Raw genomic sequence first — 17,649 nt, forward strand, 5'->3', positions numbered from 1 at the left:
CCTTGTCAGGTTTGGTCGATACGCTCGCGAGCCAGCATCTCGGGCAGGCTGATGGCGCCGATGGTCGTCACCAGCCACACCAACAGCGTCGTGGTCAACCACGCCGCGAACCCGTTGACGGTCAGCCCATGGGTCAGCGCGGCGGCGACCGCCAGCCCGAGAAGGGTCAGCGCCAACCCTGCGCCGCCGAGCAGAAGCGACGCATAGTCATGCGGCAGCTTCAGCAGGACCAGCGACGTCAGCGCCTGGCCAACCGAGAACACCAGCACGGCGACGACGAAGGCCGGCACGGTCACGGACACTCCCGGCACCACCCAGGCCGCCACCAGTAGTCCGACGGCCCAGGAGCCCAGCAGCGCGATGGCGCGCACCAGGACTTGCCTGTCCATAGCGTCAAGCGTAGGCCGCCGTTCGACCGCTGGGAAGGCCCAGCCGATCAGTGCGGTGGACCCAGGTATGGAAACTCGGTCAGGGTGTCGGTGTGGGGGCTCAGACCGCTGGGCGGGCATTCGCCTTTGGTCAGGAAGGCCAGGCGGTAGTCGATGACGTCGTCGGTGAATGTCCGGCCATTGGGGTACTTCGCCGGTTTGGACGGGTTGAAGGTCAACATGTCTGGCAGGGTGCCTTCGTCATCGATCGCCGCGATGGCTTCTTCCCGCGTGTAGCCGCCGGTGTGTCCCATCAGGTGGATGAATTGGCCGATCCATCGTGCTCGGTCGTCGATGGGTTCGCTGGCGTTGTACTCCAACTTGGTGTCGTCGGTGTTGAAGAAGCTGCTGACCGACGGATGGCCGGCCCGGTCGACATGGTGGAGCTCGCCGTCTTGGCGCACGCTGCATCGTCCCCAGATCCGGATGTCCGGGTCCGCACCCAGATAGGCCGTCGGTAGCTCCAGGACCATCGAGAAGACGTTGGCAGTGGCGTTGGAATCCTTTCCAGTCCATGGTGATTCGCCGCCCAGCGCGCCGGGGCGAGGCGCTGTGAAGTTTCGCGCTCCGGAGATGTCGAACAGGTTCTTGATGCCGTCGAAGTCGAAGAAGAACGCGTCGCTGCGCGCCCCTGCGAACAACGTGAAAGCGCCCGAGTGAGCGATGGAGGGAGTGTTGCCGAACGAGACATCGACGGTGTCGAAGATCTTCTCGCCCACGGCTTCGGGCTCCTCGGCCTCATCACCTGTTGCCAGCGAGACGTTGACGGTCTGCCGGCCGTCCTGCGGAGGCGAGAAGACGAAGCTGAACGCGATGTCGTTGCGCAGGTCACCGTCGTTGTCGATGGCCAGCCGGTAAACGGCGTCAGGATGCAGCGCGTCTGCGTTCGGATTCGCGTTGAGAATGAGCACGGTTCGAGTGGGATCGGCGGGTGACTGGAAGGCGTACAGATCGCAGAGGTCAAGCCGCTGATCGCCCAGCGGCGGACCGAGGCTCAGGCCCGTGAAATGGTTCGACACAGCGTCAATCAAACCGCACGGGGCCGGTTACGTCCTGAGAAGTGGGGCGTCGTGCATGCCGATGCGCACGGTGGCGCGGTCACCAGGGTGCGCAACGCGCTGCTTTTCCGCGGCGTGTCGTGTGCAGACCCGCACGCTCGCGGAGATGGCGGGTTTAGATCGGTGTCAAACCGTGCTTGCGCTGCACTCGGGTGATCTGCTTGTCCCGCAACAGGTTCAGCGACTTGCGTAGGAGCAGCCGGGTTTCGTGCGGCTGGATCACCGCGTCGATGAAGCCGCGCTCGGCGGCGATCCACGGCGTGGCCATGTTCAAGTTGTAACCCTCGATGAAGTCCTGCCGTATCTTCTGCACCTCGGGTGCCGTCGGGTCGGGGAACCGCTTCACCAGCAGCTGCGCCGCACCCTCGGCACCGATCACCGCGATACGCGCGGTCGGCCACGCGAAGTTCAGGTCCGCCGACAGCTGCTTGGAACCCATCACCGCGTATGCGCCGCCGTAGGACTTGCGAATCGTGATGGTCACCTTCGGCACGTCGGCCTCGACCACGGCGTTGAGGAAGCGGCCGCCACGCTTGATGATGCCGCCCTTCTCCTGGGCGACGCCGGGCATGAAGCCGGGGGTGTCGACCACGAAAACCAACGGCAGGTTGTAGGAGTCGCAGAACCGGATGAACCGCGCCGCCTTGTCGGAGGCCTCGTTGTCGATCGACCCGGACAGGTGCATCGGCTGGTTGGCGATCACCCCGACCGGGTGGCCGTCGACGCGCGCGAACGCGGTGATGATCGCGGGACCCTGCTGCTCGGCCACATCGAAGACGTCGCCGTCGTCGAAGATCCGCAGCAGAATCTCGTGCATGTCATAGGCCATGTTGTCGCTGTCGGGCACGATCGAGTCGAGCTCGTAGTCGTGCGGCGTCAGCTCCGGTTCCAGGCCCGGGTTGACGATCGGCGGGTCGTCGAAGGTGTTGGCGGGCAGGAACTCCAGATAGTCGCGCACGTACTGGAACGCCGCGGCCTCGCTCTCCACGACCTGATGGATGTTGCCGTAGCGGGCCTGTGCGTCGGCCCCGCCGAGCTCGTCGAGCGACACATCCTCACCGGTGACGTCCTTGATGACGTCGGGTCCGGTGACGAACATGTAGCCCTGATCGCGCACGGCGACCACCAGATCCGTCTGGATCGGCGAATACACCGCTCCCCCAGCGCATTTGCCGAGGATGATCGAGATTTCGGGAACGAGTCCGCGCAGCAACTCGTGGCGGCGGCCCAGCTCGGCGTACCACGCCAACGACGTCACCGCGTCCTGGATCCGCGCGCCCGCCGAGTCGTTGATACCGATGATCGGGCAGCCGACCATCGCCACCCACTCCATCAGCTTGGCCACCTTGCGCCCGAACATCTCGCCGACCGAACCCTGGAAGACCGTCTGGTCGTGGCTGAACACGCCGACCGGCCTGCCGTTGATCCGGGCGTGACCGGTCACCACCCCGTCACCGAACAGCGCGTTCGGATCACCCGGCGTCTTAGCCAGCGCACCGATCTCGAGGAAGCTGCCCGGATCGACGAGGGCGTGGATGCGCGCGCGGGCGCTCGGAATGCCCTTCTTCTCCCGCTTGGCGACCGCCTTCTCCCCGCCGGGCTCCTTGGCCTGCTCCAGCTTCTCGCGGAGTTCGGCGAGCAGTTCCGCGGTGGTCTTCGTCCGGATGGGAGTGGCTTCAGTGGTCACTTCGCCTGCTTCTCCTGATCCTCGTGGTCGGCCTCGATCTGGTTGATCGCCTCGCTCATATGCGCCCCGACCTTCGCAATGTACGGCTCGTCGATCACCTGGATGTGCTCACCCCCGATCGGCACGACCTCCAGCTCGGAGACGAACTCGCTCCAGCCGCCGTCGGGCTGGCGGGTGGCGTAGCGCGGCTCGAAGTAGATCGCGTCGTCGTGGTAGCGGTCGGCCATATAGAGCGTGACCTTGCCGTCGTACGGCTTGATCGCGGCGGTGTCGATGGCCCGCTGATCCAGGTACGACGTGCGCTGGTGCTCGATGATGCCGCCCGGGATCTGCACCCCACTTCGGCTCACCACGTCGAGGACGTACTTGACCTGACCCTCGTCGTCGAGCGCCTCGAGTTCCTCGTAGGGGATCTCGGGGATCTCGACGTTGAACGTACGCTCGGCGAAGCGGGCGTAGCGGTCCCAGCGGGCGCGGGTCTCCTCCTTGGTCTGCGGGATCTCCTCGCTGGGGCGCACCGCGTCGATCAGACCGACGAACTGTACGTCGGCGCCCGCCTGCTTGAGCCCGATCGCGCACGCGTAGGCGAGCACCCCGCCCAGCGACCAGCCGGCGAGGATGAACGGCTTGCCCTGTTTGCCGTCGGTCCAGCCGTTGAGCTCCAACAGCTTCGGCACGTACTCGCGGGCGCGCTCCTCGATGGAGCCCTCGACACGCTCGATGCCGTACATCGGGGTGTCGGCGGGCAACCGCTTGAGCAGGGGCTCGTAGACGACGGTGGAGCCGCCCGCGGCGTGGAAGACGAACACCGGGATCCGGTTCGAATCGTCCTGCGGCGCTCGGATCGTCCGCACGAAGCCGTCGACCTTGCCGCCTTCGAGGTACTCGCGGACGGTGGTGGCCAGCTCCTCGATCGTCTTCGCGGTGCGCACGTCGTCGGCGGTGACAGTGCCCTCGTCGACGCGCTCGGTCAGCCGCTCGGCGATCTTGGTCGCGGTGGCCTCGTCGACCGCGGGCAAATCGTTGAAGATGCCGCCCGGCGACTTGCCGGTCACGATCGCCCACGTCGCGAACGTGACGCGTTCGGCGGCGTCCCGCGGTGGCACGTCGGAGCCCAGCGCCTCGGTGACCGCCTCCTGGGTGAGGATCTTGCTGGCGGCCGCGACCGTCGACTCTGAGGGTCCGCTCGGATCCGTCGGCGGCGGCGGGATGTTCGGACCCGCCGGGTCGGTGGGCGGCGGCGGAACGGCGGGGCCGCTCGGGTCGGTGGGCGGCGCGGGAATGTCAGAGGCCGTCGCGGTGCCCGCGCTGGTCACCTCCGAGGCGATGCCGGTCTTCTCGGCCAGCACCTGCTCGAGTTCGGCGACGGTGGTCGCACCACCCATCAACTCGGCCTGTTCGGCGGCGATCTCCTCGGCGGTCTTGGTCTTCTGGTGCTCGGCGAGTTGGTCGACCTCGTCGCGGTGCTCGATCGCGTACTGGATCAGCTTCTCGACCGCGTACAGGTTCGCGTCGCGCACCGCGGTCAGCTGGATCGGCGGCAGGTCGAAGTCGTACTCGACCCGGTTCTTGATCCGCACGGCCATCAGCGAGTCCAGCCCGAGCTCGATCAGCGGCACCTCCCACGGCAGGTCCTCGGGCTCGTAACCCATTGCGCCGCCGACGATCGCGCCGAGCCGGTCGTGGATCGTCTCGCCGGAGTCCGGCGACCACTTGGCGAAGCCGGCACCCATGCCAGCACCCTGGGTCAGATTGTCCTGCAGGATCTCGGCGTCTTCCTCGGGCTCGTCTGCGGGTGCCGTCGAAACCTGTTCGGCCACAGTTGCTCCCGTCGCGATCGCAACGGGCAGTGCTCCCGCGGCGCCGTTACGGCTGACCACGGCGTCGTACACCAGGGTGAAGGACTCGTCGATACGCGCGTGCACCTGCACGCTGGCCCCGCCGGGATGACGGGTCAGGGTCGTCACCAGCCGCGCACCCTCACCGGGGACCGCGCGCTGTTCGGAGGCGGCCAGCTTGGCATCGGGGATGACCTGTGCCGCAGCGGCTTTCACCAGCGCCGCCAGGTCCGGCTCACCCTTGGGCGCGTACTCCCAGACGTGCCGGCCGTCCGGGGTGGCGACATGGTTACCCGGCATCATCACCGAACTGTCGCCGGTGAACCGCGCATCGAGCCAGTGCGGTTTGCGTTTGAAGCGGGTCGGCGGGATGTTCGCGAAATCCAATGCCCCGGCCAGCCCCGTGGACCGCCGCGGGAACAGCGTGCGCAAGTCCAGATCGTGGCCGTAGACGAACAGCTGGGCCATCGCAGCGGTCATCGAGTCGACCTCGTCCTGCTTGCGCGCCAGCGTCGCGATGAGCTGGGCGTCGTGCAGGCCGGCCGCCGCGGTCGTCAGGCCGACCTGCATGAGCGCCACCGGATTGGGCGCCAACTCCAAGAACGTCGTGTGGCCGTTGTCGACGGCGTTGCGGATGCCGTGGGTGAAGTAGACGCTGTGGCGCAGCCCCTTCTTCCAGTAGTCGACGTCGTGGATGGTCTCGCCGGGCCGGATGTAGCGACCCTCGTGCACGGTCGAGAAGTAACCGATCTTGGTCGGGTGCGGTTCGATGCCGACCAGTTCGGCTGCCAGTTCACCGAGCAGCGGATCCATCTGCGAGGTGTGGCTGGCGCCCTTGGTCTGCATCTTCCGGGCGAACTTGCCCTCCTCCTCGCAGCGCTCGATGATCGCGTCGACCTGGTCGGGCGGACCGCCGATGACGGTCTGGGTGGGCGCGGCGTACACGCACACCTCGAGGTCCTTGAAGGCTTCGGTCTCTCTGAACACCCCGACGATTTCGTCGGCCGAATACTCGACCAGCGCCATCAACCGGATCCACTCGCCGAACAGCATCGCCTCGCCCTCACCCATGAGGTGAGCACGCGAACAGATGGCCCGAGTGGCGTCCTCCAGCGACAGCCCGCCGGCGAAGTACGCGGCGGCCGCCTCGCCGAGCGACTGGCCCACCACCGCAGCGGGTTTCGCGCCGTGGTGCTTGAGCAGCTCACCGAGAGCGATCTGCAGGGCGAAGATGACGGTCTGGACGACCTCGATCGGGTATTCGCAGGTCTCGTTGGTGTAGTCGACCGCGTCGTCGAGGATCAGCTCCAGGATCGAATAACCGCGTTCATCCTGGATGAGGGCGTCGACCTTGTTGATCCACTCGGCGAACACCTCGTTGCGCAGATACAGGTTCTTGCCCATCTTGCGGTGCTGAGCGCCGAAACCGGCCAACACCCAGACGGGTCCGTTGGTGACCGGGCCGTCGGCGCTGAACACGCTCGGGTGCTGCTTACCCTCGGCCACCGAGCGCAGCCCCTTGATGGCCTCGTCGTGATCGTGGGCCAGCACCACGGCGCGCGAGCGCCCGTGGTTGCGCCGTGACAGCGCGCGGCCGATCGACTCCAGCGACGACGCGCGCCCCTCCGGGCTGTCAATCCAGTCGGCCAGCTCGGCCGCCGTCGCCTTCTTCCGCGACGTCAGAAATCCCGAGACGGCCAGCGGCACAACAGGTGTCGGCTGTTCGCCGGCTGCCATCTCCTCGCGGGCGGTCTCGAGTAGCCGCTTGGCAGCGTCGGTCAGGCCGGGGAGTTCGGGCTCGTCCTGCAGTGCGTGGGCTGGGCGGTCCAGAGCGTCGTCGTCATCATCGACGAACTCACCGAACTCGTCCATCCGCACCCCGCCGATATAGACGGCGTTGGCGTCGGACGACTTGTCCTGCACGGCTTCGGGTTCCGGCTCCGGTTCGGGCTCGACGAGGTCCGACGGCAGCACCTCACGCAACACCAGGTGGGCGTTGGCGCCGCCGAAACCGAAACCGGAGACGCCGGTGATCGCGTACCCGCTGTATCGGGGCCAGTCGGTGACGGTGTCGGCGACCTTGAGGTGCACGCCGTCGAAGTCGATGTAGGGGTTGGGGCCGGTGTAGTTGATCGACGGTGGGATCTTGTCGTTGCGCAGGGCCAACGCCATCTTCGCCAGGCTCGCCGCGCCCGCCGCCGACTCCAGATGTCCCACATTGGATTTGATCGCACCCAGCAGCGCGGGCTTGTCGGCCGGGCGGCCCCTGCCGACGACGCGGCCCAGCGCGTCGGCCTCGATCGGGTCACCGAGGATGGTGCCGGTGCCGTGCGCCTCGATGTAGTCGACGAGGCGCGGGTTGATGCCGGCGTCCTTGTACGCCTTGCGCAGCACCTCGGCCTGCGCGTCCGGGTTCGGCGCGAGCAGCCCGTTGGACCGGCCGTCGTGGTTGACCGCGCTGCCGGCGATGACGGCGAAGATCTCGTCACCGTCGCGCCGGGCGTCGGAAACCCGCTTGAGCACGAGCATGCCGCCGCCCTCGGAACGGGCGTAGCCGTCGGCGTCCTGTGAGAACGACTTGATCCGGCCGTCCGGCGCGAGCACCCCGCCGACCTCGTCGAAGCCGACCGTCACCAGCGGGGTGATCAGCGCGTTGACGCCGCCCACGACGGCGACGTCGGCCTCACCCGAGCGCAGCGCCTGCACACCTTGGTGCGCGGCGACCAGCGAACTCGAGCAGGCGGTGTCGACGGCCACCGAGGGGCCGCGGAAGTCGTAGAAGTACGAAACCCGGTTGGCGATGATCGAGCTCGCCGTGCCGGTGATCGCGTACGGATGCGCGACCGAGGGGTCCGACATCGCCAGGAAGCTGTAGTCGTTCAGCGAGCTTCCGATGTAGACGCCGACATTGGCGCCGCGCAGACTCGACGCGGGAATGCGCGCGTTCTCCAGTGCCTCCCAGGTCAATTCGAGCGCCATCCGCTGCTGCGGATCGATGTTGTCGGCCTCCATCTTCGACAGCGCGAAGAACTCGGCGTCGAATCCCTTGATGTCGGAGAGGTAACCGCCGCGGGTGCGGGCCTTGGCGACGCGCTCGGCGATGCGCGGCTCGCCGAGGAACTCCTCCCAGCGACCCTCCGGCAGATCGGTGATCGCGTCGCGGCCCTCCAGAAGCGCCTGCCACGTCTCGTCGGGGGTGTTCATGTCGCCGGGGAATCGGGTGGCCAGGCCGACGATCGCGATGTCCTCGACGTCGCGTGAGCGCGTCCAGTCCTCGTCGTCGTCGCCCGTGTCCTCGGGTTCCGGCTCACCCTCGATGATCACCGTCGCCAGCGATTCGATGGTGGGGTGGCGGAACGCCACGGTGGCGGTCAGCGTGACACCGGTCAGGTCCTCGATGTCGCTGGCCATCGCGACGGCATCGCGCGACGACAACCCGAGTTCGACCATCGGCGCGCTCTCGCTGATGGAGTCGGGTGACTGGCCGGTGGCATTGCCGATCCAGTCGCGCAGCCACTGCCGCATCTCGTTGACCGTCATATCGGTGCGGGGTGCGGCGAGCGGTTTCTCGGGTGCGAGCTGGATGTCGTCGCCGGACGGCATCTCGGGTTGCTGCGAATCGTCTTGTGTATCAGCCATATTCCGGGGTTGGTCTCAGTCTGTCTCGTCGGGGAAGGCGTTGGCGATCTTCCCGCTCCGCAGACTGCCGTCCAGGTAGGCCGCGCGACACGCTCGGCGACCGATCTTTCCGCTCGAGGTGCGCGGAATCGCGCCTGCCGGGGTCAGCAGCACATCGCGGACGGTGACGCCGTGGCGCACCGCGATCGCGGCGCGGATGTCGTCGGCGATGGGGCCCATGTCGAGCTTGTGGGCGCCCGGTGCCCGCTCACCGACGATCACCAGCTGTTCTGAGGTGTCGTCGGGATCGCGCTTGAGTCCGGAGTGGGCGTTCTCGAACACCTCGTCGGGCAATTGGTTGGCGGGCACCGAGAACGCCGCGACGAACCCTGTCCGCAGCGCCTTGGTGGCCTCCTGCGCGGAATACTCCAAATCCTGCGGATAGTGGTTGCGTCCGTCGATGATCACCAGGTCCTTGACGCGACCGGTGATGTAGAGCTCACCGTCGTAGTAGGCACCGAGGTCGCCGGTGCGCACCCAGGTGGCGTCGTCGGCGGCCCCTTCGGCGTGCGACGGGTTGGTCCGCGACTTGAGGATGTTCTGGAACGTCGCAATCGTCTCCTCGGGCTTGCCCCAGTAACCCGTGCCCATGTTCTGGCCGCTGATCCAGATCTCGCCGATCTGCCCGTCGGCCAACTCGGTGGCGGTGTCGTTGTCGACGATGACCGCCCATTCGGCGATGCCGATCTTGCCGGCGCCGGCCTGCGGCACGGCCTTGGGCGAATCCTCGGGGACCGGAACGAAGCGGCCATTGTTGAGCTCGTCACGGTCGACCGGGGTGATCTTCGGCTCCTCGCTCACCGGCGTCGTCGACACGAACAGTGTCGCCTCGGCCAGTCCGTAGGACGGCTTGATCGCCTTGGGCTGGAAGCCGAACGGGCCGAACGCCTCGTTGAACCGCCGCACGGTGGCCGCGGATATCGGCTCGCTGCCGTTGAGGATGCACTTGACGTTGGACAGGTCGAGCGGCGGTTCACCGTCCTTGGGCACACCGCGGGCCGCGGCGTGGTCGAACGCGAAGTTCGGTGCCACCGAAATGGTCCCGCCCGTGTCGCCTTCCTTGCGGGCGAGTTCGCGGATCCAGCGGCCCGGGCGACGCACGAACGCGGCGGGGGTCATGAACGTGACGTAATGGCCGATCATCGGCGACAGCAACACGGTGATCAGACCCATGTCGTGGAAGAACGGGAGCCAGGACACACCCCGGTCGCCCTCTTCACCTTCCAGCGCCTCGATCACCTGCACCACGTTGGTGGCGAGGTTCAGGTGGGTGATCTGCACGCCGGTCGGGATGCGGGTCGAACCGGAGGTGTACTGCAGGTAGGCGATGGTGTGCTCGTCGACGTCGACGGGCTCCCAGGTGGCGCCGACCTCGTCGGGCACCGCGTCGACGGCGATGACGCGCGGACGCTGGTTGGCGGGACGGGTGCGGAAGAACTTGCGCACCCCCTCGGCGGCTTCGGTGGTGGTCAGGATCGCCGACGGCTCGCAGTCGTCGAGCACCGCGTGCAGGCGGCCCACGTGCCCCGGTTCGTTGGGGTCGAACAGCGGCACGGCGATGCGGCCCGAATACAGGGTGCCGAAGAACGCGACGAGGTAGTCGAGATTCTGCGGGCACAGGATCGCGACGCGGTCACCGGGCTGGGTGACCTGTTGCAGACGAGCACCGACCGCTCGGTTACGAGCGCCGAAGTCGGCCCAGCGCAGGTCGCGCGCGACCCCGTCGCGCTCGGTGGAGAAGTCCAGGAACCGGTAGGCGAGCTTGTCTCCACGCACCTTCGCCCATCGTTCGACGTGCTTGACCAGGCTCCCGTTGTCGGGAAACTTGATCAGTCCGTCCTTGATGAACGGGTTATGGAACCCCATCGCACTCTCCTGTCAGCGGCACACGCTTCTCGATGCCGATTCGCACTTGATCCCCGAGCCGCCCCCAAGCCCCGCCAAATCGTACCGGTCGGCTATTCGCCTACTGCTCTTAGTTTTTTCTTAATGTTAGGGGACGGGTTGTCACCGTCCAAATCAGGTTTGGTCACAGGTCAGCCATGTTTCGGGCGCGGGGCGTTATCGATCAATTCCCGCGCCCAGCGCTGCGTCCACTCGGTGGACGCCAGCCCGTCGGAATTCCAGAACTGCGTGGTGGCATACATCGCGTGAATCGGTTGTCCCGCACCGCCGAGCAGGATGTCGATGGTCTTGGGCAGGTTCATGATGTTGAACGCTTCCGGCGGGGCCGAGCAGATCAGGTCACCGGGAGCGCAGATCTCGTTGACGCGATCGTTGAGCATGCCGAACCCGCCCGGCCGGGGACCCGTCATCGCCAAACCCATGCCGTCGAGCATGGGCACGTCGCGCAGCGTGATCTCGGCACCCTGACCCGGTGGATTGGGGCCGACGTCCACGCCGACGCCGGTCTGCCGGCGGCCGTCGGCGATCAACGTCACACCCAGCACCAGATCCTCGTCGACCGGGCCTCGCCCGTTGCCGATATCGCTGGCGATGTCTCCGGCGATGACGGCGCCCTGGGAGAACCCGACGATCACGTAACTGGTCAACGGGCAGCGGTTGTTCATGTCCGTCAAGGCCTTGACGGTTGCGTGGAAGCCTTCGGCGCGGCTGTCGTTGTAGGTCATCTGCCCGTCCTTGGAGAACGGGTTGTGGAACTGCGCGGTGTAGGGGACGGTGAACACCTCGACCCGGTCGTTGCCGAACTGCCCGCGGATCGGGTTGGTGACATTGAGCAGCAGCGCGATCGGGAACTGCGTCGGGTTGAACGGATCGAGCTGCGGTGAGGACTCCCAGGTGCCCGGGACCGAGATCATCTGCACATCGGGGCAGCTCGCATCCTGGAACTCCGGGCGCGGCTTCTTGGTGGGGCTGATTGCGGTCGGGGGCACCCCGGTGGGTGGCACACCGGTCGGGCCCTCGGGTTTGCGCAGGATCACAACGACGATCACCAAGAGCAGCACCACCACGAGCGCCATCGCGCCGGCGGCGACGAGCGCGAGAATGCGGTGGCGTTTCCGCCGGTTGGTAGTGGCCATGTTTCGGTTGGGCTCCTGCTAGCAGAGTCGTTCGGTTGCGATGCGAATGTAATCGGCGGTGGCGGCGTCGACGTCGACGGTCGGCGACCTACCGATGATGTGATCCATCGCATCGCCGCGCACCAGCGGATGGATCGAGTCCCAGACCTTCTGGTCGTCGTGTTTGGCGGCCCGGGCCTGGCACACGTACGACCCGATCCGCAGCGCGAGCAGGTCGCTGGACGGCGTCACCCCGGCCGAGGCGAGAGCGTCGAGATAACCCCGCTGCCGGTCGGTCAGCACGAGCGTGTTGGAGTGTCCGGTCGCCGACGGCGGAGCCGTTGTCTCGCTGGCCTGCCCGGGCGCGGGCGCTGCCTCCGACGTCGGCAAACCCATGGCCGCCATGACGTCGGGGCCCGAACACCCGGTCAGCAACGCCGTCGCCGAAGCTATGAGCAGCGACCCTGCCGCCGTCGTCCGTACCGAGCGTTGCACCCCTCCAAGGTACCGGCTGCCGACGTGCGGCCCCGGTTCCGCGGAGCGGGTCGCCGGCTAAGCGATCGTCGCCGCCAATTCGCCGCTCATGGCCGCGAGCTGACCGCTCCAGGAACCCCAGTCGTGGGTTCCGCTGGTCGGGAAGTCGAAGTGTCCGTTCTTCCCGCCGACGGAGCGATAGTGCTGGTAGAACTCGCGATTGGTGCCTTGGGCGATGTCGCAGTAGCCGATCATCGCGGGGGGATCGGTGCACCCGCCGGCCGGGGCGCTCCACACCCACAAGCGGGTGTTGTTGTCGGCCAGCAACTGCACGTGGACGTTGGGTGAGTGCCACTTCCAGCGGCCCAGCTGTGGCATGCCCCACATGTTGCGGGTCTCGACACCGCCGAACTGCGCGAGCCCCGCGGTGATGGCACCGTCGACGCCCGTGCGCTCAGGGGTCAGGAAGCCCGACAGGGAGCCGGCGAAGCGGTAGCGGTCCGGGTGGAAGGTGGCCATCGCCATCGCGCCGTAGCCGCCCTGCGCCGCACCGACGATGCCGTGCCCGGACGGCGCCAGCCCCTTGTTGGCGGCCAACCAGTTCGGCAGCTCGTCGGCCAGGAAGGTCTCCCACTGGCGGCTGCCGTCGGCCTCCCAGTTCGTGTACATGCTCCACGCGCCGCCCGCGGGTGCGGCCACCGAGATGCCTTTACCGGCGAGGGTGTTCATCGCGTTGCCCGCGGTGACCCAGTTGCTGACGTCGGGCGCCGCATTGAACGCGTCGAGCAGCACGACCGCGTGGGGGCCACCGCCCTGGAAGGCGACGGGAATGTCGCGTCCCATCGCGGCCGACGGCACCATCAGCATCTCGACTTGCGCGTTCGCCGACGGCGCCATGGCCGTCCCCGCCGTCCACAAGCCCGCGGCCAGCGCCACGGTCAAGATTGCCCGGAAGATCCCTTGCATCGGCTCGTCCACCTCACCTTGGTCTGCTGTCCCCGCGCGAGGTAGTCAATCACACACGGCCGCAGACGTGGTCGGAAAAGGGCCGACGGCGGCGACCCCGCAGGATCGCCGCCGCCGACTATGAAGTTATTGCCGTACCAGTCAGTTACCGGCGTCCGTCGTCGTGAGCGAGGCTTCGGTCGCGATCGGGGTCGACGGCTGCGGCGTGGCGCCCAGCACCCGCTGGATGTCGGGCTTCATCTGCTGCAGCTGCTGGCCCCAGTACTCCCAGCTGTGGGTACCGGCCTGCGGGAAGTTGAACACACCGTTCTTTCCGCCCGCGGCGAGGTACTGCTCCTGGAACGTCTCGTTCGTGCGAAGCGTGAAGCTCTCGAGGAACTTCGCGTTGAAGTTGTCGCCTGCCGCGACGCCGCTACCGTTGATGTCGGCCGGCTTGCCGTTACCGCAGAACACCCAGATGCGGGTGCCGTTGGCGACCAGCCTGTCGATGTTGACCATCGGGTCGTTGCGCTTCCACGCCGGATCGCTCGACGGGCCCCACATGTCCTCGGACTCGTAGCCGCCGGCGTCACCCATCGACAGCCCGACCAGCATCGGCCACCAGCCCTCGGACAGGTTCAAGAAGCCCGACAGCGAAGCGGCGTACTGGAACTGCTGCGGGTAGTAGATCGCGAGCGTCATTGCGGACGACCCCGCCATGGACAGCCCGACCGCGGCGTTGCGGTTCGGGTTCACGCCCTTGTTGGCCGCCAGGTACGCGGGCAGTTCCTGGGTCAGGAACGTCTCCCACTTGTAGGTCTGGCAACCGGCCTTACCGCAGGCGGGCTTGTACCAGTCGCTGTAGAAGCTGGACTGGCCACCCACCGGCATGATCACCGCGAGGCCGGAGTCCAGGTACCACTCGAACGCCGCGGTCTCGATGTCCCAGCCGTTGAAGTCATCGCGTGCACGAAGACCGTCGAGCAGGTACACGCCAGGCGCGTTCGGCCCGCCGTTCTGGAACTGAACTTTGATGTCACGGCCCATCCCCGCGGACGGAACCATGAGGTACTCGACCGGCAGACCCGGACGAGAGAAAGCCCCCGCGGTGGCCGAGCCTCCGATGGCGCTCACCAAGCCCGGCAGCACGGCGGCCGCAAGGGCGGCTCCCGCAAGCCGGCGGACCCAGGCACCCCGGATCTTGCCAACGAACTTCATGCTTCATCTATCCCATCTGTCGTGTGCCGCACGCGGAACCGCCCACGAGGCTTGCCGCGTAACCCGTGCAGTCAACCACACGTCGGCGTGATCTTCCCATTCGAGACATGTCCACCCTGGTCACGCCGCTTCATTGCGGAGTGCTGCGACCATGCAGGGTTCCTCCAGTTCCTTCAGGTTTCCTCCGGCCATCGGTAGACCGTCTGGATGCCTTTGTTGCTATCGGCCGAGATGGGTCGCGGCGTTACGGACCCGTGGCGGGCATGCCCGTGTACGGCTCGGATACGGGTTCCGGCACGGGCAATTCGCACCGTGCGAGTTCGTAGAGGGGTACGCGGTCGATCCGGTACTGCGCGAACCCGTAGGCGTGCACGAGGTTCGACAGGAACCGACGCGGGCTCATCGGGCCGCGTATCGAGTTCAGCATCGCGTCGGTCTCCGGACACTCCAGCGCCGCCTCGGCCTGTCTGACCCAGTCCTCGTCGATGTAGTTCGGAATGAACGGCGGCTCTTTGAGAAACGGCCCCTCCGCGATCGCCCAATCGGGAAAGAGGTTCTTGTCGTGGCCGATTCGGCCGTCCTCGAGACGCGCGGTGTGCGCCGCCAACGGATTGGCGAGCCCGATCTGGTCGATGACCCGAACGTCGAGTCCCACGTTCATGCCCAGCATGCCGAGGTTGGTGAAGAAGACCGTGTGCGGGCCTTTGTAATCGTCCGGCGCGTCCGGCGGCGGCGGTAGCGCGGGCACCACGTCCCACTGGTCGTAATTTCCCGACGGCAGCAACAGTGCGCCGTCGGGCGTGTTCTCCAACGCCTCGAGCACCGCACGCATCCGCGGATAGTCCAGGTAGTCCGCGGCGGTCAGCGGGTGCGCATGGCCGGTGGCCTGCGCGTAGAACCGCCGCTCGTCGACGATGCCGGAGTACGTGACGCGGGTGGCGTCCCGGCCCATTCCCGGCGAATTGGCCGCCCACAGCGCCCATCCCGCCACCGCCAGCCACAGCAGGCTGGTGGCGCCGACGAACAGATAGCCTGCGCCACGGGCCATTCGGGTCTCGTCGGGAAGGACGACGGGGATCACCGAGATTGGTGCCAGCATGACGAACAGCGGTGTCAGAAGCACCCGGCCGTGCATGAAGTCCCCACCCTGACGGATCCAGTAAAGCGCCTGTAGCAGACCGCTGACGAGGAAGAAGATCACCACCGCACCGGGGCTCTGCACCGTCCGCGCCAACCACCCGGAGCCGCGGGCCACCGCACCGCGGTTCGGTCGAGAACGCCCGCGAATGACCCAGACGACCCCGGCAAGCCCGGCAAGCAGGATCGCGGGCGCCCACAGCAGGTAGGGCTGATTGAAATTCGCCAAATAGACCCAGCCCTGCGACCATTTCGATCCGCTCGCGTCTTTGGCCAGCGCGGTACCGGGAACCAGCAAGCCGTAGTAGCCCATTCGGAAGATCTGGTAGGCCACTGGAAGCAGGCCGCCCGCGACGACGATCACCGCGCGGCGGCGCCAATCGGGCGCGGCGATCAGCATCATCACCAGGGCGAACCCGCCGATCAACGCCAGCTCGGGGCGGACCAGCACGCTCAGGCCCGCAACGAATGCCAGTGCGACATCGAAGGTTCGGCTGACCGGACGTGACGCCTGCGGTCCGACAGGATGCCTGCGGATGGTCGGTGCGCCTCCGCGCTGGACAGGGGGAGAGGTCGCGCGGTGGCCCCGCGGTTGCTGGGACCAGCACACCATCATCCACCACAGCAGACCCAGATACGCCAGCACCAAACCGTTTTCAAGCCCGGAGGTGGCGAAGTCACGCGCGGGCGGAAGCGCGATGTAGACCAGCACTCCCGCCGGCAGCATCAGCGCGCGCCGGCCTTGCAGGCTCGGTGCATACAACCGGCCGGTGCCCAACATCGCGAACGCCAAACCCGACACGCTGAGCACCAGCGCCAGGACGAGCACCACATACTCCAGCCGCGCGGAGCCACCCACCAAGGCGCCGAGGTAAACCAGATAGGTCCACACGGTCGAGGTGTTGGCTTCGACGCGCTCACCGGCGTTGAACACCGGGCCGTTGCCTGCCAACAGGTTTCGGACCGTCCGCAAGACGATCAGGCCGTCGTCGGCGATCCAGCGCCGCTGCCAAGCGCCCCAGCCGAACAGCACCACGACCACCAGCACGCTGAGCCACAGGCTGATCCGGACGGTGTTGTCGTACCGGAACGCGGGCCAGCGGGCGAAGCCGCGGCCGATCTCATCGGCCCACCCGCCCGCACCTGGCCGGCGGATGGTCTCAGCTGAGGAAGACGGCGGCACCGATGGTCCCGATCCACGCCAGCAGCAACAGCTGCAGTACCCGGTCCTTGAGGGCGATCTCCTCGGGCTCCCCGGCCAATCCGCCGTCGACGTCGACCGCGTACCGAAGGATCGCGATGGTGATCGGAATGATCGTGACCGCGTACCACGACGCGGTGGCGCCGTCACGTTCGAAGGCCCACAGTCCGTAGCAGAGAACCATCGCCGTGGCCGACAACGTCCACACGAAACGCAGGTAGGACGCCGTGTAGCTCTCCAGCGATTTGCGGATCTTGGCGCCGGTGCGTTCGGCGAGTTGCAGTTCGGCGTACCGCTTACCGGCCACCATGAACAGCGAGCCGAACGTCATCACGAGCAGGAACCATTGCGACAGCGGGATGCCCGCCGCCGCACCGCCGGCGATGGCACGGATCAGGTACGCCGACGACACGATGCAGATGTCGAGCACCGCCTGGTGCTTGAGACCGAAGCAGTACGCCAATTGCATCGCGATGTAGACCGCGATGACCACCGTCAGGTTCAGCGAGGCGAGCACCGAGATGCCAAGCGCGGCAGCCGCTAACACCACCGCTGCGGTGTAGGCAAGCCATTCGGGTACGACACCTGCCGCGATCGGCCGGAACCGCTTCGTGGGATGCTGGCGGTCGGCCTCCACGTCGCGGGCGTCGTTGACCAGATAGATCGACGAGGCGGCCAGCGAGAACGTCACGAACGCGATGAGTATGTTGATCGCGACGCCGCCATAGTCGTAGTCGACGTCCCCGCCGAGGGAGGCGATGGGCGCGGCGAGCACGAGCAGGTTCTTCACCCATTGGCGCGGCCGGATCGCCTTGACCAAACCCGTTGCGACATTGCGTGGCGGCCCCTTCCGCGGTGCCGGTTCTCCACTCGGTGCCGGTTGCTCACGCGGTGCTGGTTTCTCGCCCGGTGCTGGTTTCTCGCTCATAGGCCGTGCGCTCTCTGCGCTGCTGTCACTGGAGATA

At 67.0% G+C, this 17,649-nt stretch carries 11 protein-coding genes; all 11 read right to left on the minus strand.

Translation table 11 applies throughout. From position 1 onward, the window contains the following. Positions 1-5 precede the first annotated feature (5 nt). The 11 genes from AU193_RS02650 to AU193_RS02700 all read right to left on the minus strand — a co-directional run bounded on the left by AU193_RS02650 (position 6) and on the right by AU193_RS02700 (position 17,612). Positions 6-389, minus strand: coding sequence for a phage holin family protein (locus AU193_RS02650; RefSeq protein WP_064420781.1), 384 nt, complete (start codon positions 387-389; stop codon positions 6-8). 47 nt (positions 390-436) lie between these two features. Beyond that, positions 437-1,447, minus strand: coding sequence for a DUF4331 family protein (locus AU193_RS02655; RefSeq protein ID WP_064420782.1), 1,011 nt, complete (start codon positions 1,445-1,447; stop codon positions 437-439). A gap of 154 nt (positions 1,448-1,601) precedes the next feature. Then, entirely contained in the window at positions 1,602-3,152 is a 1,551-nt protein-coding gene (locus AU193_RS02660) for an acyl-CoA carboxylase subunit beta (protein WP_156425092.1), read from the minus strand. Between the two features lie 17 nt (positions 3,153-3,169). Next, the gene (gene pks13 / locus AU193_RS02665) at positions 3,170-8,614 is read right to left on the minus strand and encodes a polyketide synthase Pks13 (protein WP_172798200.1); all 5,445 of its coding nucleotides are present in this window, start codon (positions 8,612-8,614) and stop codon (positions 3,170-3,172) included. A gap of 51 nt (positions 8,615-8,665) precedes the next feature. Beyond that, positions 8,666-10,555 (minus strand): long-chain-fatty-acid--AMP ligase FadD32, encoded by a 1,890-nt coding sequence (fadD32, locus tag AU193_RS02670; RefSeq protein WP_064420785.1) that lies wholly within the window; start codon positions 10,553-10,555, stop codon positions 8,666-8,668. 170 nt (positions 10,556-10,725) lie between these two features. After that, on the minus strand, positions 10,726-11,730 hold the full coding sequence (locus AU193_RS02675) for a cutinase family protein (RefSeq protein WP_064420786.1): 1,005 nt from the start codon (positions 11,728-11,730) through the stop codon (positions 10,726-10,728). Positions 11,731-11,748: 18 nt separating this feature from the next. Further along, a complete protein-coding gene (locus AU193_RS02680; RefSeq protein WP_064420787.1) occupies positions 11,749-12,204 on the minus strand; it encodes a DUF732 domain-containing protein in 456 nt (151 codons plus the stop codon). A 57-nt stretch (positions 12,205-12,261) separates the two neighbouring features. Continuing rightward, the gene (locus tag AU193_RS02685; protein WP_064420838.1) at positions 12,262-13,149 is read right to left on the minus strand and encodes an alpha/beta hydrolase-fold protein; all 888 of its coding nucleotides are present in this window, start codon (positions 13,147-13,149) and stop codon (positions 12,262-12,264) included. 141 nt (positions 13,150-13,290) lie between these two features. After that, positions 13,291-14,346: an esterase family protein gene (locus AU193_RS02690; RefSeq protein WP_064420788.1), complete on the minus strand. Its 1,056-nt coding sequence runs from the start codon at positions 14,344-14,346 to the stop codon at positions 13,291-13,293. Positions 14,347-14,590: 244 nt separating this feature from the next. Then, on the minus strand, positions 14,591-16,666 hold the full coding sequence (gene zomB / locus AU193_RS02695; protein ID WP_064420789.1) for a flagellar motor control protein ZomB: 2,076 nt from the start codon (positions 16,664-16,666) through the stop codon (positions 14,591-14,593). Further along, entirely contained in the window at positions 16,644-17,612 is a 969-nt protein-coding gene (locus AU193_RS02700) for a decaprenyl-phosphate phosphoribosyltransferase (protein ID WP_371259127.1), read from the minus strand. The genes zomB and AU193_RS02700 overlap by 23 nt, the downstream gene beginning before the upstream one ends. Between the last annotated feature and the right edge of the window lie 37 nt (positions 17,613-17,649).

The sequence above is a fragment of the Mycobacterium sp. GA-1285 genome, from assembly GCF_001499905.1.
In the GTDB taxonomy this organism is placed as follows: Bacteria; Actinomycetota; Actinomycetes; order Mycobacteriales; family Mycobacteriaceae; genus Mycobacterium.

What these genes read in the sequence shown, in the direction of transcription:
- AU193_RS02650 (WP_064420781.1), bottom strand. Translation starts at nt 389, where the DNA reads ATGGACAGGCAAGTCCTGGTGCGCGCCATCGCGCTGCTGGGCTCCTGG.
- pks13 (WP_172798200.1), bottom strand. Translation starts at nt 8,614, where the DNA reads ATGCCGTCCGGCGACGACATCCAGCTCGCACCCGAGAAACCGCTCGCC.
- fadD32 (WP_064420785.1), bottom strand. Translation starts at nt 10,555, where the DNA reads ATGGGGTTCCATAACCCGTTCATCAAGGACGGACTGATCAAGTTTCCC.
- AU193_RS02675 (WP_064420786.1), bottom strand. Translation starts at nt 11,730, where the DNA reads ATGGCCACTACCAACCGGCGGAAACGCCACCGCATTCTCGCGCTCGTC.
- AU193_RS02685 (WP_064420838.1), bottom strand. Translation starts at nt 13,149, where the DNA reads ATGCAAGGGATCTTCCGGGCAATCTTGACCGTGGCGCTGGCCGCGGGC.
- AU193_RS02690 (WP_064420788.1), bottom strand. Translation starts at nt 14,346, where the DNA reads ATGAAGTTCGTTGGCAAGATCCGGGGTGCCTGGGTCCGCCGGCTTGCG.
- AU193_RS02700 (WP_371259127.1), bottom strand. Translation starts at nt 17,612, where the DNA reads ATGAGCGAGAAACCAGCACCGGGCGAGAAACCAGCACCGCGTGAGCAA.